The 23,401-nt window shown below is 63.2% G+C and carries 20 protein-coding genes, 2 tRNA genes, 1 pseudogene and 1 riboswitch; of the genes and pseudogenes, 18 read left to right on the plus strand and 5 right to left on the minus strand.

The annotated features are described in order from the left end of the window. Positions 1–18: 18 nt before the first annotated feature. Positions 19–411 (minus strand): hypothetical protein, encoded by a 393-nt coding sequence (locus tag Q8S60_RS13475; RefSeq protein WP_297773835.1) that lies wholly within the window; start codon positions 409–411, stop codon positions 19–21. Between the two features lie 393 nt (positions 412–804). Further along, positions 805–1,437, minus strand: a pseudogene (locus Q8S60_RS13480) (tyrosine-type recombinase/integrase). 207 nt (positions 1,438–1,644) lie between these two features. Here Q8S60_RS13480 and Q8S60_RS13485 point away from each other — a divergent pair. From Q8S60_RS13485 to trpS, 8 genes are all read left to right on the plus strand, one after another. Then, complete coding sequence (locus Q8S60_RS13485) at positions 1,645–2,040, plus strand: hypothetical protein (RefSeq protein ID WP_297773828.1); 396 nt, start codon at positions 1,645–1,647, stop codon at positions 2,038–2,040. A 53-nt stretch (positions 2,041–2,093) separates the two neighbouring features. Next, positions 2,094–3,383 carry a TolC family protein gene (locus Q8S60_RS13490; RefSeq protein WP_297773825.1) on the plus strand — a complete coding sequence of 430 codons (1,290 nt, stop codon included), beginning with the start codon at positions 2,094–2,096 and terminating at the stop codon, positions 3,381–3,383. Continuing rightward, positions 3,380–4,630 (plus strand): efflux RND transporter periplasmic adaptor subunit, encoded by a 1,251-nt coding sequence (locus Q8S60_RS13495; protein ID WP_305276393.1) that lies wholly within the window; start codon positions 3,380–3,382, stop codon positions 4,628–4,630. The genes Q8S60_RS13490 and Q8S60_RS13495 overlap by 4 nt, the downstream gene beginning before the upstream one ends. Next, complete coding sequence (locus tag Q8S60_RS13500) at positions 4,620–7,805, plus strand: efflux RND transporter permease subunit (RefSeq protein WP_297773818.1); 3,186 nt, start codon at positions 4,620–4,622, stop codon at positions 7,803–7,805. The genes Q8S60_RS13495 and Q8S60_RS13500 overlap by 11 nt, the downstream gene beginning before the upstream one ends. Before the next feature lie 95 nt (positions 7,806–7,900). After that, complete coding sequence (locus tag Q8S60_RS13505; protein ID WP_297773814.1) at positions 7,901–9,223, plus strand: MFS transporter; 1,323 nt, start codon at positions 7,901–7,903, stop codon at positions 9,221–9,223. Between the two features lie 31 nt (positions 9,224–9,254). Further along, positions 9,255–9,692 carry a YqaA family protein gene (locus Q8S60_RS13510; protein WP_297773811.1) on the plus strand — a complete coding sequence of 146 codons (438 nt, stop codon included), beginning with the start codon at positions 9,255–9,257 and terminating at the stop codon, positions 9,690–9,692. 48 nt (positions 9,693–9,740) lie between these two features. Beyond that, positions 9,741–10,412 carry a sulfite exporter TauE/SafE family protein gene (locus tag Q8S60_RS13515; protein ID WP_297773809.1) on the plus strand — a complete coding sequence of 224 codons (672 nt, stop codon included), beginning with the start codon at positions 9,741–9,743 and terminating at the stop codon, positions 10,410–10,412. Between the two features lie 476 nt (positions 10,413–10,888). Continuing rightward, positions 10,889–11,890: a tryptophan--tRNA ligase gene (gene trpS, locus Q8S60_RS13520; protein ID WP_305276388.1), complete on the plus strand. Its 1,002-nt coding sequence runs from the start codon at positions 10,889–10,891 to the stop codon at positions 11,888–11,890. A gap of 588 nt (positions 11,891–12,478) precedes the next feature. Here trpS and Q8S60_RS13525 read toward each other — a convergent pair. Then, a tRNA-Gln gene (locus Q8S60_RS13525) sits at positions 12,479–12,553 on the minus strand. 178 nt (positions 12,554–12,731) lie between these two features. Between Q8S60_RS13525 and Q8S60_RS13530 the strand changes: the two genes are divergently transcribed. Together Q8S60_RS13530 and Q8S60_RS13535 are read left to right on the plus strand one after the other, a co-directional pair. Beyond that, positions 12,732–12,808, plus strand: a tRNA-Pro gene (locus Q8S60_RS13530). Positions 12,809–12,885: 77 nt separating this feature from the next. Then, a riboswitch (cobalamin riboswitch) is annotated at positions 12,886–13,125 on the plus strand. A gap of 135 nt (positions 13,126–13,260) precedes the next feature. Further along, complete coding sequence (locus Q8S60_RS13535; RefSeq protein ID WP_305276387.1) at positions 13,261–15,234, plus strand: TonB-dependent siderophore receptor; 1,974 nt, start codon at positions 13,261–13,263, stop codon at positions 15,232–15,234. 61 nt (positions 15,235–15,295) lie between these two features. On the opposite strand, the gene Q8S60_RS13540 is transcribed toward Q8S60_RS13535, so the two are convergent. Beyond that, positions 15,296–16,144, minus strand: a complete 849-nt coding sequence (locus Q8S60_RS13540; RefSeq protein WP_305276386.1) for an enoyl-CoA hydratase — start codon at positions 16,142–16,144, stop codon at positions 15,296–15,298. A 113-nt stretch (positions 16,145–16,257) separates the two neighbouring features. Between Q8S60_RS13540 and Q8S60_RS13545 the strand changes: the two genes are divergently transcribed. The 7 genes from Q8S60_RS13545 (at position 16,258) to Q8S60_RS13575 (ending at position 22,356) form a co-directional block, all read left to right on the plus strand. Beyond that, a complete protein-coding gene (locus Q8S60_RS13545; protein WP_305276385.1) occupies positions 16,258–17,067 on the plus strand; it encodes an enoyl-CoA hydratase/isomerase family protein in 810 nt (269 codons plus the stop codon). Positions 17,068–17,137: 70 nt separating this feature from the next. Next, entirely contained in the window at positions 17,138–17,536 is a 399-nt protein-coding gene (locus tag Q8S60_RS13550) for a DUF2946 family protein (protein WP_305276383.1), read from the plus strand. An 85-nt stretch (positions 17,537–17,621) separates the two neighbouring features. Then, positions 17,622–19,760 (plus strand): TonB-dependent receptor domain-containing protein, encoded by a 2,139-nt coding sequence (locus tag Q8S60_RS13555; RefSeq protein WP_305276382.1) that lies wholly within the window; start codon positions 17,622–17,624, stop codon positions 19,758–19,760. An 11-nt stretch (positions 19,761–19,771) separates the two neighbouring features. Beyond that, the gene (locus Q8S60_RS13560) at positions 19,772–20,308 is read left to right on the plus strand and encodes a YcnI family protein (protein ID WP_305276381.1); all 537 of its coding nucleotides are present in this window, start codon (positions 19,772–19,774) and stop codon (positions 20,306–20,308) included. Positions 20,309–20,363: 55 nt separating this feature from the next. Further along, positions 20,364–21,599, plus strand: coding sequence for an aspartate aminotransferase family protein (locus tag Q8S60_RS13565; RefSeq protein ID WP_305276380.1), 1,236 nt, complete (start codon positions 20,364–20,366; stop codon positions 21,597–21,599). 48 nt (positions 21,600–21,647) lie between these two features. Beyond that, positions 21,648–21,962: a type II toxin-antitoxin system MqsR family toxin gene (locus tag Q8S60_RS13570; protein WP_305276379.1), complete on the plus strand. Its 315-nt coding sequence runs from the start codon at positions 21,648–21,650 to the stop codon at positions 21,960–21,962. Continuing rightward, positions 21,955–22,356 carry a type II toxin-antitoxin system MqsA family antitoxin gene (locus Q8S60_RS13575; RefSeq protein ID WP_305276378.1) on the plus strand — a complete coding sequence of 134 codons (402 nt, stop codon included), beginning with the start codon at positions 21,955–21,957 and terminating at the stop codon, positions 22,354–22,356. Before Q8S60_RS13570 ends, Q8S60_RS13575 begins: the two co-directional genes overlap by 8 nt. 78 nt (positions 22,357–22,434) lie before the next feature. On the opposite strand, the gene Q8S60_RS13580 is transcribed toward Q8S60_RS13575, so the two are convergent. Next, positions 22,435–22,632 carry a hypothetical protein gene (locus tag Q8S60_RS13580; protein WP_305276377.1) on the minus strand — a complete coding sequence of 66 codons (198 nt, stop codon included), beginning with the start codon at positions 22,630–22,632 and terminating at the stop codon, positions 22,435–22,437. A 250-nt stretch (positions 22,633–22,882) separates the two neighbouring features. Between Q8S60_RS13580 and Q8S60_RS13585 the strand changes: the two genes are divergently transcribed. Continuing rightward, positions 22,883–23,401: AMP-binding protein (locus tag Q8S60_RS13585; RefSeq protein ID WP_305668620.1), on the plus strand; the 519-nt coding region annotated here is incomplete at its 3' end.

Consider the following 23,401-nt stretch of genomic DNA (forward strand, 5'->3'; position numbering starts at 1 on the left):
TTCCAGAGAATGGCGGCTCTAGATCAGCAGTCGTCCGGTGCGGGCGAAGGCTTCGGCATAGCTGTGAAGGGAATGCGTTCGTCGGTCCGGCGGCCCGCGCGCGGTATAGACGCCCGAAGGTGCCGCGAAAGCCAGCGTTGCCACCGACGGCAATACGACGCTTTTCGACACCGGATCGGGCGCCGCCGCCAAAGCAGACAGCAGCGCCGGCGACGAGAACGCGATGGCGCAGGCGGTTTCGTCGTCAAGACAGCCTTCGGCGGAGATGCCATCCGGCTGCCCATGCGCCTTGTGTGCAACGGCTTCATCGTGGCTGTGAGAGGCGGACGCCGCCGGCGCCGGGGCGGCGTTGGCCGGGGACGCGGACCAGCAGTGACCGAGCGCGATGAAGACCACGCTCAGAATGTACAAAGCCGATATATGGGCCCGGAACCGTTTCATCTTTTTATAGTTAGACCTTCCGCCATGGGAAGGTCAAGCAGCAAATCGCACAAGGGCGGTTTGCCGCAGCGTCACGGACAAGAGACAGGTCCTACTACCCAAGATCATGTCTGTTACTGCACGGGCGCGCACACAACACATTCCAAGTCTTTGAAACAAAAGGCGACTCGCTCAAATCCTTCATAGGTTAGTGCGCTCGACCTGATCTTGCGGCCTGCTTCATATCAGAAGCTGCAATCGAGGGTCCGGCAGCAATAATGTAGCGTTAGCGCCAAGAGCGGACGTTCAATTTCGGCCTACGAACGATCGCCGTATGAACTATTTCGGTGCGGGAGCGAAATAACCGTCGTTCCCGCACCAGATTTACAGTTCTATCGATTCCGCGATCTTAAGCGCATCATCAACCTCGATACCCAAATATCGGACGGTGCTTTCCAACTTCGTGTGGCCCAGAAGCAGCTGAACTGCTCTCAAATTTCCTGTCTTGCGATAGATCTGTGCTGCCTTGGTCCTGCGCATCGAGTGCGTTCCGTACGCAGACGGGTCGAGGCCGACCGAAGCGATCCAAGTACCAACGATACGCGCATATTGGCGAGTTGAGAGGTGAAGCGCGCTGCGACTTCGAGATGGAAACAGAAATTCATTGGAAGACATAGGCAGATTCTGAAGCCAGGCCTCAAGTGAAGCGCGGGTAACATCTGTTATTTCAAACTAAACTGGTCGCCCGGTCTTTCGCTGGACCACTGTGGCACGTTGGCGCGCTTGTCCCCCAACGAAAATATCTTTCACCCTCAAAGTGACAAGGTCACACGCCCTAAGCTTGCTGTCGATTGCGAGATTGAAGAGGGCGAGCCCGCGTCGATCGTCAGCCATTTCGAGGCGAACCCTGATCGACCACACGTGCTTTGGGGCGAGCGGGCGCTTCTGTCCGACCAATCGACCTTTGTTCCATGGATGCGGTCTATTGGACGATGTATCGGCAGGTGAGGTGGACATAAGTCTTGCCTCCTGCCGCCCCGCCCAATCCGACTTCGGCCCTGCGCCGAGGCCCTGTTATACTGCCTTAACTGAAGAGACACTCTTGGCCCAGACCGTCGGGCCGGAATGAGCGAAACGCTCGACATCCCGGAACTCGCCTTTGAGACTTTCGATGGCCGACTACGTAACCTTGCCATCTTTGCTCTTCATCCATAGGATCACCGGATGACGCGCCGCCATTCCCCGCTGAAAGCCGCCTTGACGATGCTGTGCATCGTCTTGATGGCCACTTTTTCAGCGGCGTCCACCGTGCAGGCCTTGCACGAACTGGAGCATCAGCGGGACGCAGCGGGCGAGCACGATCATCATCCGGTCGATCAGCATACTGCTTCCTTTGCCGGAATTGACGCGGGCGGCGACAAGGCGGACCGCGATGGCACAGCAGGCCCCGGACATAATCACCATGGGGACGGACAACCAAATTTGCCCCTCTGGATCGACGCGGGCATTTGCATTGATCGGAACGAGGACGGGTTAGCGATAAGACCGGATCACGCCTTTTCCGATATGCCGAACCACGGTCCCGAACGCCCTCCGAAACATCTCCCGATCAGCGTTTGAACACCCGCGTCTCCGGACGCGGGCCGATTCATGTCTGTCTGTGAGATCATATCATGCCACTCCTCCGCGATGCGCGCCGTCTGGCGCTCTCCCGGCTTGTGTTACCGTTCGGTATTGCCTTTCTCGCCCTGTTCCCGGCGACCGACGTCAACGCACAGCCTCAAACGCTGACCTTGTCCGATGTTCTCGCACGGACGATCGACTTCGACCCGACGGCGAGAGCCGGTGCCGCACGTATACGGGCTGCCGAGGCACATCTCGACCAGGCGGGCACGCGACCCAATCCGGTTCTCGGTGTCGAAATGGAGGATTTTGGGGGATCGGGCAATTATTCGCGTTTCGATGAGACGTCGACCACGCTCTATTACGAGGAGCTGTGGGAACGTGGCGGCAAAAGAAAGGCCCGAACGGCTATCGCCGGGGCGGAACTGGCGCTGGCGGAAAGGCGAAGGATCGCCAATCTTCTCGATCTGGCAGCCGACGTGCAGGCCGCCTGGGTCGAAGCCCTTGCAGCGCAGGCAGCGGCGGCGCTTGCGGACGACCGTCTCGCGGCGGTCAAACAGTTGGAAGGCGAGTTTCGGCGCCGCGCCGAGCGGGCGCTCGATCCGCAGTTCGTGCATGAGCGCGTCCTTGCAACGCTCTCTCAGGCGCAGATCGACAGCGAACAGGCAGCCCGGAGCGCGCGGGCGGCCCGCGCGACGCTCGCCTCCTATTGGGGCGGGGACGGGGATTTCCGCCTCGATGAGACCGAGTTCACCCGGCTCGCGGCGCGCGAGGCGCGCGACGATGATTCTGCGGATCTTGCGCTTCTGGCGGCGGCGCGTGAGACGGCGGCCGCGCGTGTCCGTTTTGAGAGGGCCAATAGCGTCCAGGATGTTTCCCTGCGCGCGGGACTTCGTCACTTCTCGGCCGATGACGATGTTGCGGTTGTCTTCGGGGTTTCGATCCCTCTCGGTGTTTACGACACCAACCGGGGCAATATCGAGCGGGCCCAGGCCGAACAACTGGCGGCGGAGATCGATATCGCTGCGGCACGGAACAGGCGGCAGCGGGAGATCGATCGCCTGACCGTCGCGCGATCCGCCGGTGCCGATGAAATCGGACGGCTCGATGCCGAGGTCCTTCCCCGGCTCGAACGGGCGGTTGCGCTGGTCCGCGAAGGATTCAACCGGGGCGGCACCGCTTTCACGCTTCTCGAGGTAACGGAAGCCCACCGCGCCCTGACCGAAGCCCGGTCCCGCCGGATCGAACTGCTCCGCCGTTTTCATCTCGATGGCGCGCGCCTCGATCGCCTGAGCGACAGCCATGTTTCCCTCCTTTCCAATACAGAGCACAAGCAATGACTCATGCCCTTGTCGGCCGCCTGCTGGCGGCGTTCGCAACGCTCGCACTGATCGCGGGCTGCGACGATTCTCCTTCTGCCGGCCATGGCCACGACGAAATCTCGGCGGATCAGGAATATGAACGTGGTCCCCATCGCGGCCGGATGCTCCGCGACGATGATTTCGCGCTGGAGATCACCATTTACGAGGATGGCGCCGATCCGGAGTTCCGTGTCTACGCCTTCCGGGCGGACAAGCCGGTCGCCCCGGCCGATGTCGATCTCGGGATCGAACTGCACCGTCTCGGCGGGCGGGTCGACCGCTTCGAATTCGCGCCGCAGGAAGACTATTTGCGCGGCGACGGCGTCGTCGTCGAGCCGCATTCCTTCGATGTGCGCGTCCGTGCGGTCGAAGATGGCCGTGAATATGCGTGGTCCTACGATTCCTATGAGGGACGAACGATCATTCCGACGGAAGCCGCCCGCGCCGGCGGAATCGAAACCGAAATCGCCGGTCCCGCAACCGTAAGCCATCTCGTCGATCTTGCGGGACGGATCGAAATCGTGCCGGAAGGCCGGAACGAGATTCGCGCTCAATATCCCGGCCGCATCCTGGAAATGCGGGCCGAACTGGGGCAGGCGGTGCGCGCGGGACAGGTTCTCGCCCGCATCGAGGCCAGTCACAGCCTTCGGGCCTATGCGGTCCTCGCACCGATGAACGGCGTGGTCGTCGCGAAAACCGCCAATACCGGCGATCTGGCGGGCGACCGTCCAATGCTTGTCGTTGCCGATCCGACCCGGCTTCACGCCGAGCTTGTTGTCTATCCCCGTGATGCCGAAAGGATCCGGGTTGGTCAGACCGCTGACATTCGGGGTCTCTCGAACGAGGCCCGGACGACGGGCAAGGTCGAAGTCGTGCTGCCCGCCGCCGACGGCAACAGCCAGGCACTTGTTGCCCATGTCGCCCTGCCGCCGTCGGCGGCGGCGCATTTCCGTCCCGGCATGAGCGTGGAAGGCGCCGTCGCGGTGGCGTCGGAGGCGGTGCCGCTTGCCGTCCGCACCCGCGCGCTGCAGCGCTTCCGCGACTTCACCGTCGTCTATGCGAGGGTCGGCGACACCTACGAGGTGCGGATGCTTGAACTCGGGCGGCGCACACCCGAATGGACCGAGGTTCTGGGCGGGCTCGAACCCGGCACGGAATATGTGACGGACGGCGCATTCCTGATCCGCGCCGATATCGAGAAGTCGGGAGCCAGCCATGACCATTGATGCACACACCGGCCCGGAAGCGCCGCGCGCGCCGCTTCTCGAACGCATCATCGCCGGCTCCATACGCTTTCGCTGGGGGGTGCTGGCGCTTGTTCTGCTTTCCGCGGCCATCGGCGTCTGGAGCTTCCAGCATCTGCCGATCGACGCCACGCCCGACATCACCAACGTCCAGGTCCAGATCAATACCGAGGCGCCGGGCTTCACGCCGCTCGAAGCGGAGCAACGCATCACCTTTCCGGTCGAAACGGCCATTGCGGGCCTGCCCGGCCTGCACTACACGCGCTCGATTTCCCGCTACGGACTGAGCCAGGTCACGGCCGTCTTCGCCGACGGCACCGACATCTATTTCGCCCGCCAGCTCGTCAACGAACGGCTGCAAGGCGCGCGCAGCCAGTTGCCGGAAGGCATCAGCCCGGAAATGGGCCCCATCGCGACGGGTCTCGGCGAGATCTTCATGTACACGCTGGAGGCGGATCCCGACGCGCGCAAACCGGACGGCACCGCCTACACGCCCGAAGACTTGAGAACGTTGCAGGACTGGGTCATCCGCCCGCAACTCAGGAACACGCCGGGCGTCACCGAGGTCAACAGCATCGGCGGTTTCGTGCGCCAGTATCATGTGACGCCCCATCCGGACCGGTTGTCGGCCTATGGCCTGACGATGAGCGAGGTCGTCGCCGCGCTCGAGGCCAACAACGCCAATGTCGGCGCCGGCTATGTGGAACGCTACGGCGAGCAATATCTGATCCGCATTCCCGGCCAGGCATCGGCGATCGGGGATCTGCAGCAGATCGTCGTCGCCCATCGCGCCGGTGTGCCGATCCGCATCGCCGATATTGCCGGCGTCGATACGGGCGAGGAATTGCGAACGGGGGCGGCAACCGAGAACGGCCGCGAGGTGGTTCTCGGGACGGTCTTCATGCTGGCGGGCGAGAACAGCCGCGTCGTGGCGCGCGCCGCGGCCGCGCGTCTCGCGGAGGCGGCGAAAGCCCTGCCGCCCGGGGTCGCGGCTGTCGCGGTCTATGACCGCACCGACCTCGTCGAACGCACGATCCGGACGGTGGAGAAGAACCTTCTGGAGGGCGCGCTGCTGGTCATCGTGGTGCTCTTCCTGCTGCTCGGCAACATCCGCGCGGCCCTGATCACGGCCGCCGTCATTCCCTTCTCGATGCTGTTGACGGTCACCGGCATGGTCCAGTCGAAAGTTTCCGGCAATCTGATGAGCCTCGGCGCGCTCGATTTCGGGCTGATTGTCGACGGCGCGGTCATCATCGTCGAGAACTGCCTGCGCCGGCTGGGCGAAGCGCAGCGCCGCCTGGGGCGGCTGCTCGACCGCGACGAGCGGTTTGCGCTGACGGCATCCGCCGCCAGCGAGGTCATCCGGCCGTCGCTGTTCGGCGTGACGATCATCACCCTTGTCTATGTCCCGGTCTTCGCGCTCACCGGCGTCGAGGGAAAGATGTTCCATCCGATGGCGATCACCGTCGTCATGGCGTTGACGGCCGCGCTGCTGCTGTCGCTGACCTTCGTCCCGGCGGCCATTGCCATGTTCGTGACCGGAAAGGTCGAGGAAAAGGACAGCCGGTTGATGGGCTGGGCGCGGCGGCTCTACGCCCCGGTCCTCGATGCGGCCCTGAAATTCCGTCTCTCGATGATCGCCGGCGCTGTCGTCCTGGTGGTCCTGTCGGCGCTGGCGGCGAGCCGGATGGGCTCGGAATTCATCCCCAATCTCGACGAGGGCGATATCGCGCTCCATGCCTTGCGCATTCCGGGAACGAGCCTCAGCCAGGCGATCGCGATGCAGCAGGCGCTCGAGGCGCAACTCGCGCCCTTTCCGGAGGTTGAACGGATCGTGACCAAGATCGGCACCGCGGAAGTGGCGACCGATCCGATGCCGCCCTCGGTCGCCGACACCTTCATCATGCTGAAGGATCGCAGCGAATGGCCGGACCCGCGAAAGCCGCGCGCGCAGCTCGTGGCGGAAATGCAGGCGGCCGCCGAGGCCGTGCCGGGCAACAATTACGAATTCACCCAGCCGATCCAGATGCGCTTCAACGAGCTTCTGTCCGGCGTCCGGGCGGATGTCGCGGTCAAGATATTCGGCGACGATCTCGATGAATTGCTGCGTCTCGGCGAGGCCGCCGAGGGCGTGGTGAGCGGCATCCCCGGCGCCGCCGATATCGGCATCGAGCAGATCACAGGCTTGCCGGTGTTGCAGATCACGCCCGATCGCGCGGCGCTGGCGCGCTACGGTCTCAATGTCGGCGATCTTCAGGACGTCGTTTCGATATCGCTCGGCGGCCGGACCGCCGGACAGATATTCGACGGCGACAGGCGGTTCGACATTGTCGTGCGCCTGCCCGAGGACCTGCGGCGCGATGTCGACCGGATCGGACGCTTGCGCGTGCCGCTGCCGCTGTCGGGGCAGGGCCCGCGCGAATTCGTGCCGCTCGAAAATCTGGCGGCCATCGAGATCGTGATCGGTCCCAACCAGATCAGCCGCGAGGACGGCAAGCGAAGGGTCGTCGTCACCGCCAATGTCCGCGGCCGCGATCTCGGCTCCTTCGTGAGCGAGTTGCGCGACCGCATGGAGGTGGAAGTCGAGATCCCGTCCGGCTACTGGGTCAGCTATGGCGGCACATTCGAACAGCTCATATCGGCCGCGCAGCGCTTGCAACTGGTCGTGCCGGCCGCCCTGCTGCTCATTCTCGGCTTGCTCTACGCCCTGTTCCGGTCATGGCGGGACGTCGCGATCGTCTTTTCCGGCGTGCCGCTGGCGCTGACCGGCGGCGTCGCGGCCTTGCTGTTGCGCGGCCTGCCGCTCTCGATCTCGGCGGGCGTCGGCTTCATCGCCCTGTCGGGCGTTGCCGTGCTCAACGGTCTGGTGATGCTCAGTTTCATCCGCCAGCTTCGCGCCGACGGCGTCGGTCTCGACGCCGCAATCCGCGACGGCGCGCTGACACGCTTGCGGCCGGTGCTGATGACCGCGCTCGTTGCCAGTCTCGGCTTTGTGCCGATGGCCTTCAATGTCGGCGCTGGCGCCGAGGTCCAGCGGCCGCTCGCGACCGTCGTCATCGGGGGCATCTTGTCCTCGACGATACTGACGCTGCTGGTGCTGCCCGCGCTCTACCGGCTTGTGCACGGGAGGGAAGAGCGACGGACCGGCGCGCCATGATCGGGCCCGCATGAAACCCGATGGGGACGTCCGTCCGATGAAAGAAGGAAGAACATCCTTGCCGGAACATATGAAATTTCCATTCGGATAGCGCCATGCTTGGAATACTTGGACAAAGAACCTACAGGCATCTGTTCGCCGCGCAGGCGCTCTCCCTGATCGGCACCGGCCTTGCAACCGTGGCGCTTGGCCTTCTTGCCTATGAGCTTGCCGGTGCCGAGGCAGGCGCCGTGCTCGGGACTGCGCTCGCCATCAAGATGGCCGCCTATGTCGGGATTGCCCCAATCGCGACAGCCTTCGCGGCGCATGTGCCGCGACGCGCTCTGCTTGTATGCCTGGATCTGGTGCGCGCCGTGATTGTCCTGGGGCTCCCTTTCGTCACGGAGATCTGGCAGGTCTATGTGCTGATTTTCCTTCTGCAATCGGCATCGGCGGCTTTCACACCGACCTTTCAGGCGACCATCCCCGATGTGCTTCCGGACGAACGGGACTACACGCGAGCGCTTTCCCTGTCTCGCCTCGCCTATGATCTGGAGAGTCTTCTCAGCCCCATGGCCGCGGCGGCGCTTCTGACCGTCATCAGCTTTCATGGACTGTTTGCCGGAACGTCGTTGGGCTTTGTCGCTTCGGCGGTGCTGGTGGTGACCGTGGTCCTGCCGGGTCCGCAGCGGCCCGAATATCGCGGAATATATGAGAGGACCATGCTCGGTCTTCGCATCTATCTCGCCACGCCGCGTCTGCGCGGACTGCTCGCGTTGAACCTTGCAGTCGCCGCAGGCGGCGCCATGGTCATCGTCAATACCGTCGTGCTGGTTCAATCGGAATTCGGCCTTGCGCAACAATGGACAGCGCTCGCCCTTGCGGCATTCGGTGGCGGTTCGATGGTTGCTGCCCTGGTCCTGCCGCGCCTTCTGGACAAGGTCGCGGATCGGACCGTCATGCTCGCAGGCGCCGGTCTGCTCATTTTCGGCCTTCTGGGCGCGGTCTTCGTGCCGGGCTATGGCTGGCTGTTGCCGCTATGGGCCGGGCTCGGTCTCGGCTACGGCATTGCGCAGACCCCCGCCGGACGCTTGCTCCGGCGATCCGCCGCGCCGGAAGACCGGCCGGCCCTGTTCGCCGCGCAGTTCGCCCTCTCGCATGCCTGCTGGCTCATCACCTATCCGCTCGCGGGCTGGCTCGGCGCGGCAGCCGGGTTGCCCGCCACATCCGCCGTGCTCGCCCTGATCGCTGCGGGAGCGGCTGTTGCCGCGGCAGGCCTGTGGCCCCGGCACGACCCCGACACGATCGAGCATGAACATCGATCGCTCGATGACGGCGATCCGCATATCGCCGATGCTGCCCGCACCAGGCATGGCTTCCATCATGCGCATCCCTTTGTGATAGACAGCAACCATCGCAACTGGCCCCGGCCGGACTGAATTTGGCGGCGCGGAAGGAAGGCATTGTCGAATGCTCGATCTGGCCGCTTATGCGGGATTGTTCCTGAGCGCGTTCGTTGCGGCGACGCTCCTGCCGATGCAGTCGGAAGCCGTTCTTGTCGGCCTTCTGATGACGGAGACGTATCCGGTCTGGGCACTGGTCGCGGTCGCCAGCGCCGGAAACATTCTCGGCTCGGCGGTCAATTGGGGGCTTGGAAGAGCTTTCATGCATCTCGACGCCCGGCCGTGGTTTCCGGTCAGCGCGGCGAAGATCGAACAGGCAAGCGGCTGGTATCGCCGCTACGGGAGATGGTCGCTGCTCCTGAGCTGGATGCCGATCGTCGGCGATCCGCTGACGCTCGTCGCCGGCATCCTCCGGGAACCTTTTCCGACCTTCCTTGCGCTGGTCGCCATTGCCAAGACCTTGCGTTACATCGTCCTTGCCGCGACAGCCATCAATCTGGGGTGACCGGACTTGTTTCAGGAGATCGCTACCCTTCAGCAGGAGATATATCGCGTGCTCGCCGGCGAAATCCGGATCTTTGCAGGCGAGGGTGGCTGGCTTGCCTTTGCAGGCTTCGTCCCGCTCGGCATCGCCTTCGGCGCCGTTCATGCGCTGATGCCGGGACACAGCAAATCCGTTCTTGCGCTCTATCTTGCCGGATCGCCCGTCGACCTTGTGCGCGGCATCGCGACGGCGCTGGTTCTTTCCCTCACGCATGTCGCCATGTCCGTTCTGATCGTGCTCTTCGCCCTGCCGGTGGTTTCCGCCGTTCTCGGCAGTGCCGGCCGCGCGCCCTTGCTCGAGGATATCAGCCGCGGCTTTCTCGGGCTGATCGGGGTCTGGATGCTGTGGCGCGCCTTCCGGCCGCCGCGCCTGCGTCATCCCTCGTCCGAAGGCATGAGCGTCGGCGTGATCGCCGGCCTCGTTCCCTGTCCGCTGACGCTCTTCGTCATGACCTATGCCGTTTCGCGCGGCGCGCCCGAAGCGGGCCTCGCCTTCGCCGCCGTCATGATGATCGGCGTGGCGCTGACGCTTTGCGCCGTTGCCTGCGCAAGTATCTTTGCGCGGCAGGGCATAATGAAACTTGTCGCCGCGCGGCCTGTGCTGGTCGAGCGTGTGACGCGAGGGCTCGAGGGCGGCGTCGGCGGAGCGCTCGTCCTCATCGCCTTTTTTAAGCTCCTGTGAGCTTGCCCTGTGGAGATGGAGCAACGGGGTATCCCGCGGGCCGCGAGGGTCTCTCCCAAGGCCGTGACGACAGGTTCCGTTGTTGCCGGAAGACACGCAGAGAGACCGACGTCTTCGAGAAGCTCGTGCGTCTTATCGTTTCGGCCAACCATCCAAGTCCTGATGTGAAGCTTGGAATTGATGACCGCTTTGCGCAAAGCGGACATACTGTCTGCACCCATCGTTTCACTACCGCTCCTGCCCCAACAGCGTCATTCATGATCGTTCTCGCACGACTTCTTGTTGACTTGCATCCGCACAGGGCCTAGGGAGACATCCATGAAACGCACGATGATCATTGCCAAGCTTTGGTGGCTGGCCTGCTGACAGGGCGGCCGGACGTTTCTTTGCATTCCCGGGGCCGCCGTATTGGGCGGCCTTTTATTTTGATGATCCTTCCATGCGGCGTCCCCCTCATCTCAAGAGGATGATACCCCATGACCAAACCCGTAATACTGACTGGCGACCGCACCACCGGCCCGCTACACATCGGCCACTTTGCAGGGTCGTTGCGCAACCGCCTGCGGTTTCAGGACAGCCACGAACAATTCCTGCTTCTGGCCGATACGCAGGCCCTCACCGACAACGCCCATGACCCGGACAAAGTGCGGCGCAGCGTGATCGAAGTCGCGCTGGATTATCTCGCGATAGGGATAGATCCCGCGAAAACAACGATCTGCCTGCAATCGGGCCTTCCGGCCCTGGCCGAGCTTTCGATGCTCTACCTGAACTTCGTGACCGTCTCCCGGCTGGAACGGAATCCAACGATCAAGGATGAAATCCGGGCCCGCGGGTTCGGACGCGACATTCCGGCGGGTTTCCTGTGCTACCCGGCGGCGCAAGCCGGCGACATTACCGCCTTCAAGGCGACAGTGGTGCCGGTCGGTGAGGATCAGACCGCGCTAATCGAGCAGACCAACGAAATCGTGCGCCGCATCAATGCCACCGCCGGAAAGACGATCTTGCCGGAAGCGCAAGCTGTCATTCCGCAATTCGGTCGTCTGCCGGGAGTGGACGGGAAAGCGAAAATGTCGAAATCCAGCGGCAACGCGATCGCGCTGTCAGCCTCACCCGAGGCGATCTCGGCAGCGGTGAAAGCGATGTTTACCGACCTCACCCATCTGCGGATCGAAGACCCCGGACAAGTGGAGGGGAATGTTGTCTTTGCCTGCCTTGATGCTTTCGACGAAGACCCTGCCACTCTGGAAGAGATGAAGGCGCAGTATCAGCGTGGCGGATTGGGAGATGGCAGGATCAAGCGTCGTCTCGACGACATTTTGCAGGCACTCATTGGACCGATCCGAACACGGCGCGCCGAACTGGCCGAAGACCATGCCTACGTGCTCGACGTGATCCGCAGCGGGACTGAAAAGGCGCGCAGTCGAACCGAGGTTACGAAGCGGGAGGTTGTGGAAGGTCTTGGGCTGTTCGTGTTGTAGTCAGGCATCGCCTCCGGGCCGTCTATTTTCCGGACAGCCCGACAGATGTCATCCAAGGGCAGAAATCGGCGCAGTTCAGACACTCAGCCAGCAGCAACGATTGAGAGGTGTAACTCCTGCCGGCCCGAGCACTCTTGACCGGCTTCTCCTAGTGGAGCAGTGGCAGCATGGGAAATGCATCTTCTTGAGGCTGGCCGCTTTCGACTAATGCTTCGCCGTCTGGTGGCTACCACGCTTTGGTTTAGACAGGACTCCGAAAATGACCTCTGAGTTCACCCAATCGGCCGTTTGACAACATTGACGCTGGACAAGTCGCCAACCTCACGCCCGGCCCTACCGAACAAGCTTGTTTCCTGATCAAAGAAGCGAAACTTTTTCCGAGACCACACGCCACTCACAGCATCGTAGTCGCATCTTATGCCCCCAAATGGTCGATGCGGGTCGCACTTTTTGGTATCCAAAGTGCATGCAGTCGCATCTTTTAGCCGACTCGGGAGAGCTAGTTGCAGCTTTTGGGTGATTTTCCTCAGACAGTGCGACAGTCGCACTTTATGCGATCCGTCACACCCGGGAGGGAGCCCGGACGATTGGCTGGGGCGGGAGGGTTCGAACCTCCGAATGGCGGAATCAAAATCCGCTGCCTTACCACTTGGCTACGCCCCAGCAGGGCTCGGGGCCTTCGGGCGGCCTGCCTCGCGAAATGCGGCGGAACATACCGGCATCGCCGATGGGGCGCAACCGGCCCTCCCTTCCCGAAGAAGCGCGGAAAGCGCGAAATCCGCCTGCGTTCGCCCTTGCCCGCCCCCGATTTGGGAGCTATAACGCCGCCTCGAATTGGATACGGAGTGTGGCGCAGTCTGGTAGCGCACCTCGTTCGGGACGAGGGGGTCGGAGGTTCGAATCCTCTCACTCCGACCATTCGACTTTCCCCAAAAATCAGGGCCTGCCCGCCGGCGCGTTTTGCCGCCCGGTTTGACACGCTCCCTGCCCGTCCTATGATGCGCCCGCTCGATGGTTCCGCGCACCGTCCGTCATGGCGGTTCGTGGAGGCAAGAGGGAACAGGGTGAGGCGTCTTCCGCCGATGCCCTGGCTGCCCCCGCAACTGTAAGCGGCGAGGCTGCGTTCCAAACGTGTCACTGGTTGCCCCCGTCCTTTCGAGGGCAGGCAACCGGGAAGACGGAACGAGGCCGACGACCCGTGAGCCAGGAGACCTGCCACCGAGTTCGTCATCTGCCGTGGCCGGGGGTCTGCCAGGGGGACGGTGCGCCCGTGTGCCTGTCGCATCCGGGTTTTCCGTTTTTCTGTCTCTCTCCCTGCACCGGCGCCATGCGGCCGGGGCGGCCGCGCCAGAGAGACAGGACTTAACTCCATGAAGAAGACAGGCTGGGGGGCCTATGCTGCCCTTACCCTTTGGGCGTTCGCGGCGATACCCGCGCATGCCGGCGAAACGATCGACGTGCCGGAGCTGCTGATTTCGGCCGGCGTCGAACCCGTCCCGACGAAGGAAGTCGCGAGTTCCTATACGATCATCACCTCGGAAGAGATCGAGCGGCATCAGTACCGCACTCTGCCGGAAGCCCTGACGTCGGTGCCCGGCATTCATGTCGTGCAATCCGGCGGAGCGGGCGCGGTAACATCCGTATTCAGCCGCGGGACGAACTCCAACCAAACGCTGGTGCTGCTCAACGGCCATCCAATCGGCGATCCGTCCGCGCCCACAGGAGGCTTCAACTTCGCAGACGTGACACTGGACAATGTCGAGCGCATCGAGGTCGTTCGCGGCCCGCAAAGCGCGTTTTATGGCAGCCAGGCGATCGGAGGCGTCATCAATATCATCACAAAGACGGGCGCCGGCGGTGCAAGGACCACCGCACGTATTGAAGCGGGCACGCTGGGCACACTCAATACGAATGCCACCACGGGCGGCAGCTTCGGCGCTTCGGATTACTTCTTCTCCCTGTCGCGACAGGCAACCAATGGCAGCGACATCACGCCGTCGCATCTGCGAGCGCAACAAGGAGAACCCAAGGAGGAGGACAGCTACAGAAACGTGACAGTCGCCGGCAGCATGACCTCGAAACTGTCGGAATATGTCTCGTCCCAGATCAATGTCCAGTATATGGACGCACACATGGACTTCGATGAAGGCGGCAGCATCAATCTGGCGACACCGCCGTTCTTCGCCAGTGTCTATGAAGGTTACAACAATGAAGGGCGCAGCAAGGAGTTGTTTGCTTCCGGCAGCCTGACCGGCAACTTTGCCGATGGCCGCTGGCGTCCGAAACTCTCCGCAAGCTACACGCGCTATGACCGTAACATCGCCGACGATCCGGACGCGATCCAGCCGACCTACATCGAGGACATCGACAGCGAGAGCGAACGCCTGACGGTTGCCCTCGAAAATGCGTACGATCTCAGCACCTCGCAACGGTTGGCCTTCGGTGCGAGCTTTGCCTACGAGTCCTTCAAGGTGACAGGGTTTCAGGATTTTTCCGGCTTCGTCATCACCACGGATTCAGATGCCGATACGAACTCCGCCGCCATCTATGCCGCCGACCACCTTACCTTCGGCGAGCGTTGGTTCGCCACCGTCGCCGGCCGCTACGATATGCCGAAGGAATTCGACGACACGTTCACCTATACCCTCTCGGCAGGCTACTACCATCCGGAAACCGATACCCGGTTGACGGCGAGCCATGGAACGGGCTTCAAGACGCCCTCGCTCTACGACCGCTTCGGGTTTTCATCCAACAACTTCGGCGGGACCTTCACGGGCAACCCCAACCTGACACCTGAAAAGAGCAAGAGCTGGGAGCTTGGCATCGATCAGGGTTTGATGGATGGCAAAGTGACCGGCGGCATCACCGGGTTTCACAATACGATTGAGAACGCTGTCTTGCAGACGCTGACGACCGCCGTCAACCAGCCCGAATTCCGCACACATGGCGTCGAGACTTACATCGAGATCAACCCGTTCGAAAATCTCACCGCGCGGATCGACTACACATGGACGATCATCGATTCCGATTTTACAGGCGGGGTACTGACACGACGTCCCCGGCATGCCATCGGCTTCACGACGGCGTGGCAGATCGACGATCGCACGACGCTCTCGGGAGCCGTCAACTATATCGATCTCTATCGCGACATCGACCGGGAGACCGGCGCGTACATAAACCCCGGCAGCTACACCGTGGTCAGGATTGCCGGAGCGCACAAGTTGACGGAATGGCTTGAGCTGACGGCACGCGTCAACAACCTGCTCGACCGCCAATACGAGCCCGCGAACGGCTTCCAGGCCGCCGGCATCGAAGCACTCGCCGGTATCGCCGTCACCTTCTGACGCCGTCCAAACAAGACAAAGGCGCGGGAGCGATCTCCCGCGCCTTTCCTTTTGTCCCGCCTCACCTGCCGGTGAAATTCGCCGCGCGCTTCTCCACGAAATGCGCCACGCCTTCCTTGAAGTCGGCGCTGCCGAAGCTCTTCTGCATTTCGCTGTCGCCCACTTCCAGCGCGTCGTTGAAATTCTGGAACAGCGCCTTCCATATCTGCGCCTTCATCACCGCCATGGAACGCGGCGATACGGTTTCGGACAGCAACTTCGCGTAGTCCATGACGTTCGCCATGAAGTTTTCCTGCGGGAACACCTTGTTCACGAGGCCCATGCGCGCCGCCTCCTCCGCCATCACCTTGCGGCCGGACATCAGCAGGTCGAGCGAATGCGCGGGACCGACGAGCTGCGGCAGCAGCCATGAGATACCGTGCTCGGCGATCAGCCCGCGATTCGCGAAGGCCGTCGTGAATTTCGCCTCCGAGCCCGCGAAGCGCATGTCGGCGTAGAGCGCGAAGACGAGGCCGAGGCCCGCCGCCGGTCCGTTGATCGCGGCGATGATTGGCTTCCTCACCTGCATCAGATAGCCGAAGCGGCCGCCATAGTGCGGCGAAACATCGGGGCCCAGCCCGCTTGCGAAATCGTATGTCTCCTCGCGCGCGGCCGTCGCAAGTTCGCGGTCTTCCCATTTACCCGGCTTGATCGACTGCAGCAGGTTCATGTCGGCGCCCGCGCAGAAGCCGCGTCCCGCGCCGGTAATGACGATGACGCGCACATTATCGTCGGCGACAGCGGCGGCCATCGCCTGCTTCACGCTCTTCTCCATCGCCGCCGTCCAGGCATTGAGCTTGTCCGGCCGGTTGAGCGTCAGAATCGCGACGCGGTCCTTCACTCCGTATGTCAGGTCTTCATAATCGCTCATTTGCTCCTCCCTCGTTTCCCGGTGTCTTTCTTGTCGGTGCCGTTTGCGTCAGTATAAGCAGAAGCCCGCACCGTTTGAGAAGTGCCGGAGCGAAACGTCCGGGGAGGACCGACATGGCCGCCGATTTCCGCGAAATACTTTTCGAGACGCCCGAGCCGCATATCGCGAAAGTGACGCTCAATCGCCCGGCACAGATGAATGCCTATTCGACGCTGCTCTGCGAGGAGCTTGTGCGGGCGCTCGACATCTATCTGCGCGACGACGATCTCAGATGCCTCATTCTCACCGGCGCGGGCCGCGGTTTCTGCGCGGGCGGAGACATCAGCGGCGCGGATGCGGAGCACGAAGCGCTGATGAAGTCGCAGCTCTCGCATGCCCGCGAGATGCGCGACGGCATGCACCGCGTCATCCTCGCGCTGTCGCGTCTCGACAAGCCGACCATCGCCATGGTGAACGGTCCCGCCGTCGCGGGCGGGCTCACGCTCGCGCTTGCCTGCGACATGCGGATCGCAGCCGACACGGCGAAGCTCGGCGACACATCGGGCCGCTTCGGCCTGCTGCCCGACGAAGGCGGTGCCTGGCTCTTCCCGCGTTTCATGGGTCTCGACCTCGCTCTGAAGATGACGATGCTGGCCGAGGTCTACAGCGCCGACGAAGCGGAATATCTCGGGCTCGTCACCGAGGTCGTGCCCGCCTCGGAGCTCGAACCCCGTGTGATGGAGCTTGCACGCGGCCTTGCCGCCCGGGCGCCGCTCGCGGTCCGTCTCGCCAAGTCGATGATGATGCGGGGCCAGACGCTCTCGCTGGAGCAGTCGCTGGGCGACGCCGCCCTTTCCGTGATGATCGCCAATCCGAGCGCGGATGTGCGCGAAGGGGTGAAGGCCTTCTTCGACAAGCGGGAACCCAGATTCAAGGGCAAATAGGTTGCGCTGCGACAAGATGTGCACGGAACGGTCATGGCGCCCGGCCCTTCATCCGGCTAGGATTGTCGTTATGGGGTTGATTTCGACATACAGGCCAAGGGGCCAGTTCGCGCGTTTCGGCGCCGCGCCCATGCTCGCCTTTCTGGCGATCTTCCTCCATGTCGCCGCGCCGCTGGCCCTCCAGCTCGCGGGTCCGGCCACGCAGAGCCTCTTCAAAACGGTCATCTGCTCGGGCGGCGAGGCGAAGACCGTCTATCTCGACGCCGAGGGCAACCCCGTCGAGCCGGCCACGCCCGGCAAGGCGAGCCATGACTGCAAATCCTGCGTCCACCATTGTGCGGCCACACTCGCGTCGCATCTAATCCTCGCCGGTCCCGGCTGGGCCCTGCCCGCGCCGCTCGCGCTGATTTACACGGTTGCCGAACCGGCCTTTGCCTCCACGGCTCATCCCCGCGCTCCTCCTGCCTGACGGCTCGCTACCTCTTCGCATAGTCCGATAACGACGCCCGCAGCGCTTTGCCGCCAGCGGGCGCGAGCCATGCAGTCAGGGCAACATGAAAATTACCTTTTCGTTCCTTCGCGGGGCGGCGCTCGCGGCGCCATTCCTCGCCGCTCCCGCTTTCGCACAGACGGCCGGGGGCGATGCCGTCGTCCTCCCCACCCTCACCATCACCGCCGATCAGCCGGACGAGGACAATCCGCTCGCCGGCCTCGATCCCGCTTCCCACAAGCCCGGCACGCTCACCGTGCCCGGCGTCATCGAGGCGCAGCGGGAAATGTCGCGTATCCCGGGCGCCGTCAGCCTGGTGCCCACGTCGCGCTACGAAGACAGCTACGCCCACAATCTTGAAGACGTGATGGACTTCACGCCCGGCGTCTATGCGCGCAAGCGGTTCGGCGCGGAGGTCCGTCTCTCCATTCGCGGTTCCGGCCTCAGCCGCGGTTTTCACATGCGCGGGCTTGAACTCCTGCAAGACGGCGTGCCCTTCAACCTCGCCGACGGCGCCGCCGATTTTCAGGAAATCGACCCTCTGATCGCGCAGCACATCGAAGTCTACAAGGGCGGCAACGGATTGCGCTTCGGCTCGTCGACGCTCGGCGGCGCCATCAATTTCGTCACGCCGACCGGTCATACGGCGCAAGCCGCGAACCTCGTCCGCCTCGAAGGCGGCAGCTACGGCACGGCGCGCGTTCACGCCCAGGCCGCGCGTATCTATGGCGCGACCGACATCTTCGCCGCCATGAGCGGCAACCTTGTCGATGGTTACCGCGATCAGGAGAAGGAAGAGAGCGTCCGTTTCTCCGCCAATCTCGGTCACCGTTTCAACGAGCGGGCCGAAACGCGCTTCTATCTGCTGTCCAACACGGTCGATCAGGAACTGCCGGGTACGATCAGGCTCGACCAGGTCGAGAACAATCCCGAGATGGCCAATCCCGGCAATGTGACGCTCAACCAGCAGCGGAACGTCCGTTCCATCCGTTTCGCCAACAAGACGGCGATCAAACTGGACGATGGCGGGCTTTTCGAATTCGGCGGCTATGCGGGTTACAAGCGGCTTTACCATCCGATTTATCAGGTGATCGATCAAAGCGGGCCGCTCGCCGGTCTCTTTGCCCGCCACAGCACGGAAAGCCTCCTCGCCGGTCATCGCAATGTGTTCACGCTCGGCAGCGACGTCTCCTGGGGCGAGGTCGATGCGAAGCAATACACGAACCTTTCCGGCTCGCGCGGCGCTCTTCAGGCGAGCGGTACGCAGAGCTCCACCAACCTGAAGCTCTATGCCGAAAACCAATTCTACGTCGTGGAGACCGTCGCGCTCGTCGGCGGCATGCAGGCAATCCATTCCTACAGGAAGTTCACGAACGACCTCTTGCCCGCGCGCAGCGACTCCGTGGACTTCACCTCCGTGAGCCCCAAGGCGGGCATTCTCTGGGACGTCATGGAGGCGGTGCAGGTCTATACCAATGTAACGAGAAGCTACGAGCCGCCCACTTTCACCGAGCTCACCCAGGGCACGTCGCAATTCGTGCCGCTGGATCCGCAGCGCGCATGGACGGCGGAAATCGGCACGCGCGGCACATGGGAAACCGTCGCGTGGGACGTCGCGCTCTACCGCGCCGAGGTCAAGGGCGAGATGCTCGCCTTCACCGTTTCGCCCAGCATTCCGGCCGCCACCTTCAACGCAGACGAGACGATCCACCAGGGCGTCGAGGCTTCCCTCACGCTCGACGTCGGCGCCTACGGTCTCGACAGGTTGTTGCCGGCGGAAAGCCGGCTGCTGCTCGAACAGGCCTATATGTATAACGACTTCGCCTTCGATGGCGATCCGGTCTATGGCGACAACAAGCTTGCGGGTATGCCGCCCCATGTCTATGTCGCCGCGCTTCGCTACAAGGCGCCCGCGCCCGACGGTCTCGGCTGGGATGCCGCGCCGAAGGTGGAATGGGTACCGGATGGCGGCTATGTCGATTATGCCAACCGGCTGAAGGCGCCGGGCTACGCGACGCTCGGCTTCGAAGGCGGTATCGACATCACGCATGGCGTGCGTCTCTTCCTCGACGCGCGCAACCTCACCGACAAGCGTTACGTTTCCACCTACAGCACCATCACGGATGCCGCGGTCGTGGCGACGAACGTCTTCTATCCCGGCGAGGGCCGCAGCGTCTTCGCGGGCCTCAAGGTCGCCTTCTAAGGAGAATACCGATGAAGAATCTTTCCATCGCTCTCTGCGCCGCCGCGATTTTCGCGGCGGCCGCGCCCGCCTCCGCCCATGTCACGCTCGGCCAGGAGAGCGCCCCGGCGGGCAGTTACTACAAGGCCGTCTTCCGCGTGCCGCACGGCTGCGCGGGTTCGGCGACGACCTCCGTCTCGATCCGCGTTCCCGAAGGCGTGATCTCCGTGAAGCCGCAGCCGAAGCCCGGCTGGACCGTCGCGACCGAAAAGGCCGCCTACACGCAGACCTACGAAGTGCATGGCAAGCCGGTGTCCGAAGGCGTGGTGAAAGTGACGTGGCAGGGCGGCCCCTTGCCCGACGACCAGTTCGACGAATTCGCCTTCCTCGCGAAGCTGCCCTCCGACCCGGAAGCCATGATGCTCTTCTTCCCGGTCGAGCAGACCTGCGAGAAGGGCTCGATCGCCTGGGATGAGTTCGCCGCGCCGGGCGTCGATCCGCATTCGCTGGAGAAACCTGCCCCAGCCCTCATGCTGATCCATGGCGAGGGCCACGAGCATCATCATTGATGCCTCGTGCGCCCGATCTGCTAGTCTCCCTGTCAGCAACGACAGGAGGACCGTCATGGGAACGACGCTGCCGAAACAGGGCACGGACTGGAACAAGCTGAAGGCGGAAATGGAAGCCCGCGGCTCCCACGACGTCAAATGGCGCGAAGGCAAGACCGCCGTTTACGTCTTCAATGCCGGTCCCGAGGTCGCACAGGTCCAGAAAGAGGCCTATGCGATGTTCATGTCGGAAAACGGCCTCGGTCCCATGGCCTTTCCGAGCCTGAAGCAGATGGAAGACGAAGTCGTCGCCATGGGACTCGGCCTGCTGCACGGGCCGGAAGGGGCCGCGGGCAACATCACGTCGGGCGGCACGGATTCAATCACCATGGCGATCAAGACCGCCCGCGACTTCGCGCGGAAGGAGAAGGGTGTCACGGGTCCGTGCAACATCGTCGCGCCGTGGTCGGCGCATCCCGCCTTCGACAAGGCGGCGAAGATGATGGAAATCGAGATGCGGCGCGTGCCCTGCGCCGATCTTCTCGCCGATGTCGATGCGATGGAGAAAGCGGTCGATGCCAACACCATCATGCTGGTCGGCTCCGCGCCGTGCTTTCCCTATGGCCTGATCGATCCCATCGAGGCGCTGGGCCAGCTCGCGGAGAAGAAGAACGTCTGGCTTCATGTGGATGCCTGTGTCGGCGGCTACATCGCGCCTTTCGTGCGCATGAATGGCGGCGACATTCCGCCTTTCGATTTCGAGGTGCCCGCCGTTTCCTCCATGTCGGCGGACCTGCACAAATACGGCTATTGCGCCAAGGGTGCTTCCACCGTTCTCTTCCGCTCGGAAGAGTTGCGGGCGCACATGATCTTCGACTGCGCGGACTGGCCGGGCGGGCGCATGGTCACGCCGACGCTCGCGGGCACGCGGCCGGGCGGCGCCATCGCGGCCGCATGGGCTGTCATGAATTTCCTCGGCGAGGAAGGCTACCGCGCGAAGCACCGTCAGGTGACGGATGCGCGCGAGACGATCGAGGCGGGTGCGGTGAAGCTCGGCTTCCGGGTGCTCGGCCGTCCGCAGCTCGGCATCGTCGCTTTCACGCATGACGAGGAAGACCCCTTCGCCGTATGGGGCAAGCTTTTCGAGCGCGGCTGGTTCACCAGCCTGACGACGGAGCCGAAGGGCCTCCATCTCATGCTCTCCCCCTTCCACGCGCAGGTGACGGACACCTATCTCACCGACCTCGAATGGGCGCTCGGCGAGGTCAAGGCAGGCAATGAAGGCAAGAAGCGGGAAGCGCGGTACAGCTGAGCTTGACATGGCACCATATTGGTGCCAGTCTTGGGCTGACCGACCGGCATGGAAAAGCGAAAGCCGCACCACGACCTCGAAGCGTTCAAGGCTGCGGCAGCTTTGCCCGGCGGGTTGGCGATTACAACAACGGCGTTGAAAAGCGCAGCGGTTCTCGGCTTCGGAAGTGCGGAAGTTGTCGGCGCCTTGCAGATGCTGGAGCGGCATCATTTCTATAAGTCGATGACCGCTTATGCGAATAGCCACCAGTGGCAGGACGTCTATCATCTGCCCTGTGACGGTCTGGTACTTTACGTGAAGTTCACCGCCAATGCGGTTACCGACTTCACACTGCTTTCCTTCAAGGAGAAGGACGATGGCTGAAACGCGCGTTCATCCGGAAACGGGCGCTACTCTCCGGCGCGATATTCGTCCGTTCACGGTCGAATATCGCGGTCTTCAGCGCGTCGTTTCTCTCCCCGGCTGGTATCCGGCCGGCGATGGCGATGCGCTTCATATCGGAACGGATATGACCGCCGTGGATGCTGCGCTGGCGGAAATGAAGTCCGAATTCCGCAAGGAGCGAGCCGCGTATGTCGCAGCCGTTCGCAAAAAGCTCGGTCTCTCGCAACGTCAGGCTGGCGAGGTTATCGGCGGCGGCCCGCGTGCCTTTCAAAAATATGAATCCGGCGAAGTGGAACCCAGCGAAGCCATGTTGAATCTCTTGCGGCTGCTCGAGAACGATCCCTCGCGGTTGCATGAACTTCAGGTTGCCTGACCTCTCCCGCACGCAGGAAAAGAGCCCGCCTGGGGGACCGGCGGGCTCTTCCTTACTCATACGCAACTACATCGAGGATCAGTTACCCGTGGCGTCGTCGACCTTCTCGCCGGCGTCTTCCATCGGGCCGGAATTGTCGAAGGCATTGCCAATGTCCTCGGCGGCCTTGTCGAGCGCCTCGCCGGCTTCCTCTGCAGGGCCCTGGTCGTCGCAGGCGGCCAGACCGCCCGCCAGCGGCAGAAGAAGGGCGAACCCGATGAGTATCTTGCGCAACATGTAAGGTCTCCATTTGTGGTGACAGCAAACCGGCACCGGTGCGGCCCCGGGCAGAACGGGAATTCGGGACAAGAACGTCCCGGGTTCCATCGGGTTCCATGAGCGGCGGCAGGAAAAATATCGCCGGTGGCGGTGACGCGACGGAAAGCCGGCCGCTTCAGCCCAACAAGGGCACCGATAGGCGGTTTTCCCGGCCTTCGCGGCTGCTAGTATTCCCCCAACAACAAACGTCTTCTGGGAGGAAGCAGCAATGGGCGCAGCGGCGGTCAGGTCCGGCACGCGGGTGGCGGAAATATCGGCTCTGACGGAGCGGGCGGCGCGGGCCGCGAGCGGCTTCGCGAGCCTCGGCATCGGCGCCGGCGACGTCGTCGCCGTCTATCTCCGGAACGATTTCCCGTTCTTCGAGGCGTCCGCGGCGGCGGGTCTCGTCGGCGCTTATTCGACGCCGGTCAACTGGCATAATTCGCCGGACGAGGCGCGCTACATCTTCGAAAATTCGGGCGCGAAGGCGATCGTCATCCATGCCGATCTCTGGCGCGGCATCGAAAAGGCGATCCCGAAAGACGTTCCCGTCTTCGTGGTCGAGACGCCGCCCGAAATCGTCACGGCCTACGGTCTGTCGGCCGAGGCGGCGAAGCTCCCGGCCGGTACGCAGGACTGGGGCCAATGGCTCGCGCAGTTTCCGCCGATCCAGGCCGGCCCGGCCGAGCCTCCCGGTTCGATGATCTACACCTCCGGCACCACCGGCCATCCGAAGGGCGTGCGCCGC

It is taken from the genome of Parvibaculum sp. (assembly GCF_030694575.1).
Lineage (GTDB): Bacteria > Pseudomonadota > Alphaproteobacteria > Parvibaculales > Parvibaculaceae > Parvibaculum.

Coding starts and splice junctions, on each gene's coding strand:
- Q8S60_RS13485 (WP_297773828.1), top strand. CDS start 1,645: ATGACGCGCCGCCATTCCCCGCTGAAAGCCGCCTTGACGATGCTGTGC.
- Q8S60_RS13490 (WP_297773825.1), top strand. CDS start 2,094: ATGCCACTCCTCCGCGATGCGCGCCGTCTGGCGCTCTCCCGGCTTGTG.
- Q8S60_RS13495 (WP_305276393.1), top strand. CDS start 3,380: ATGACTCATGCCCTTGTCGGCCGCCTGCTGGCGGCGTTCGCAACGCTC.
- Q8S60_RS13500 (WP_297773818.1), top strand. CDS start 4,620: ATGACCATTGATGCACACACCGGCCCGGAAGCGCCGCGCGCGCCGCTT.
- Q8S60_RS13505 (WP_297773814.1), top strand. CDS start 7,901: ATGCTTGGAATACTTGGACAAAGAACCTACAGGCATCTGTTCGCCGCG.
- Q8S60_RS13510 (WP_297773811.1), top strand. CDS start 9,255: ATGCTCGATCTGGCCGCTTATGCGGGATTGTTCCTGAGCGCGTTCGTT.
- trpS (WP_305276388.1), top strand. CDS start 10,889: ATGACCAAACCCGTAATACTGACTGGCGACCGCACCACCGGCCCGCTA.
- Q8S60_RS13535 (WP_305276387.1), top strand. CDS start 13,261: ATGAAGAAGACAGGCTGGGGGGCCTATGCTGCCCTTACCCTTTGGGCG.
- Q8S60_RS13540 (WP_305276386.1), bottom strand. CDS start 16,144: ATGAGCGATTATGAAGACCTGACATACGGAGTGAAGGACCGCGTCGCG.
- Q8S60_RS13545 (WP_305276385.1), top strand. CDS start 16,258: ATGGCCGCCGATTTCCGCGAAATACTTTTCGAGACGCCCGAGCCGCAT.
- Q8S60_RS13550 (WP_305276383.1), top strand. CDS start 17,138: ATGGGGTTGATTTCGACATACAGGCCAAGGGGCCAGTTCGCGCGTTTC.
- Q8S60_RS13555 (WP_305276382.1), top strand. CDS start 17,622: ATGAAAATTACCTTTTCGTTCCTTCGCGGGGCGGCGCTCGCGGCGCCA.
- Q8S60_RS13560 (WP_305276381.1), top strand. CDS start 19,772: ATGAAGAATCTTTCCATCGCTCTCTGCGCCGCCGCGATTTTCGCGGCG.
- Q8S60_RS13565 (WP_305276380.1), top strand. CDS start 20,364: ATGGGAACGACGCTGCCGAAACAGGGCACGGACTGGAACAAGCTGAAG.
- Q8S60_RS13570 (WP_305276379.1), top strand. CDS start 21,648: ATGGAAAAGCGAAAGCCGCACCACGACCTCGAAGCGTTCAAGGCTGCG.
- Q8S60_RS13575 (WP_305276378.1), top strand. CDS start 21,955: ATGGCTGAAACGCGCGTTCATCCGGAAACGGGCGCTACTCTCCGGCGC.
- Q8S60_RS13580 (WP_305276377.1), bottom strand. CDS start 22,632: ATGTTGCGCAAGATACTCATCGGGTTCGCCCTTCTTCTGCCGCTGGCG.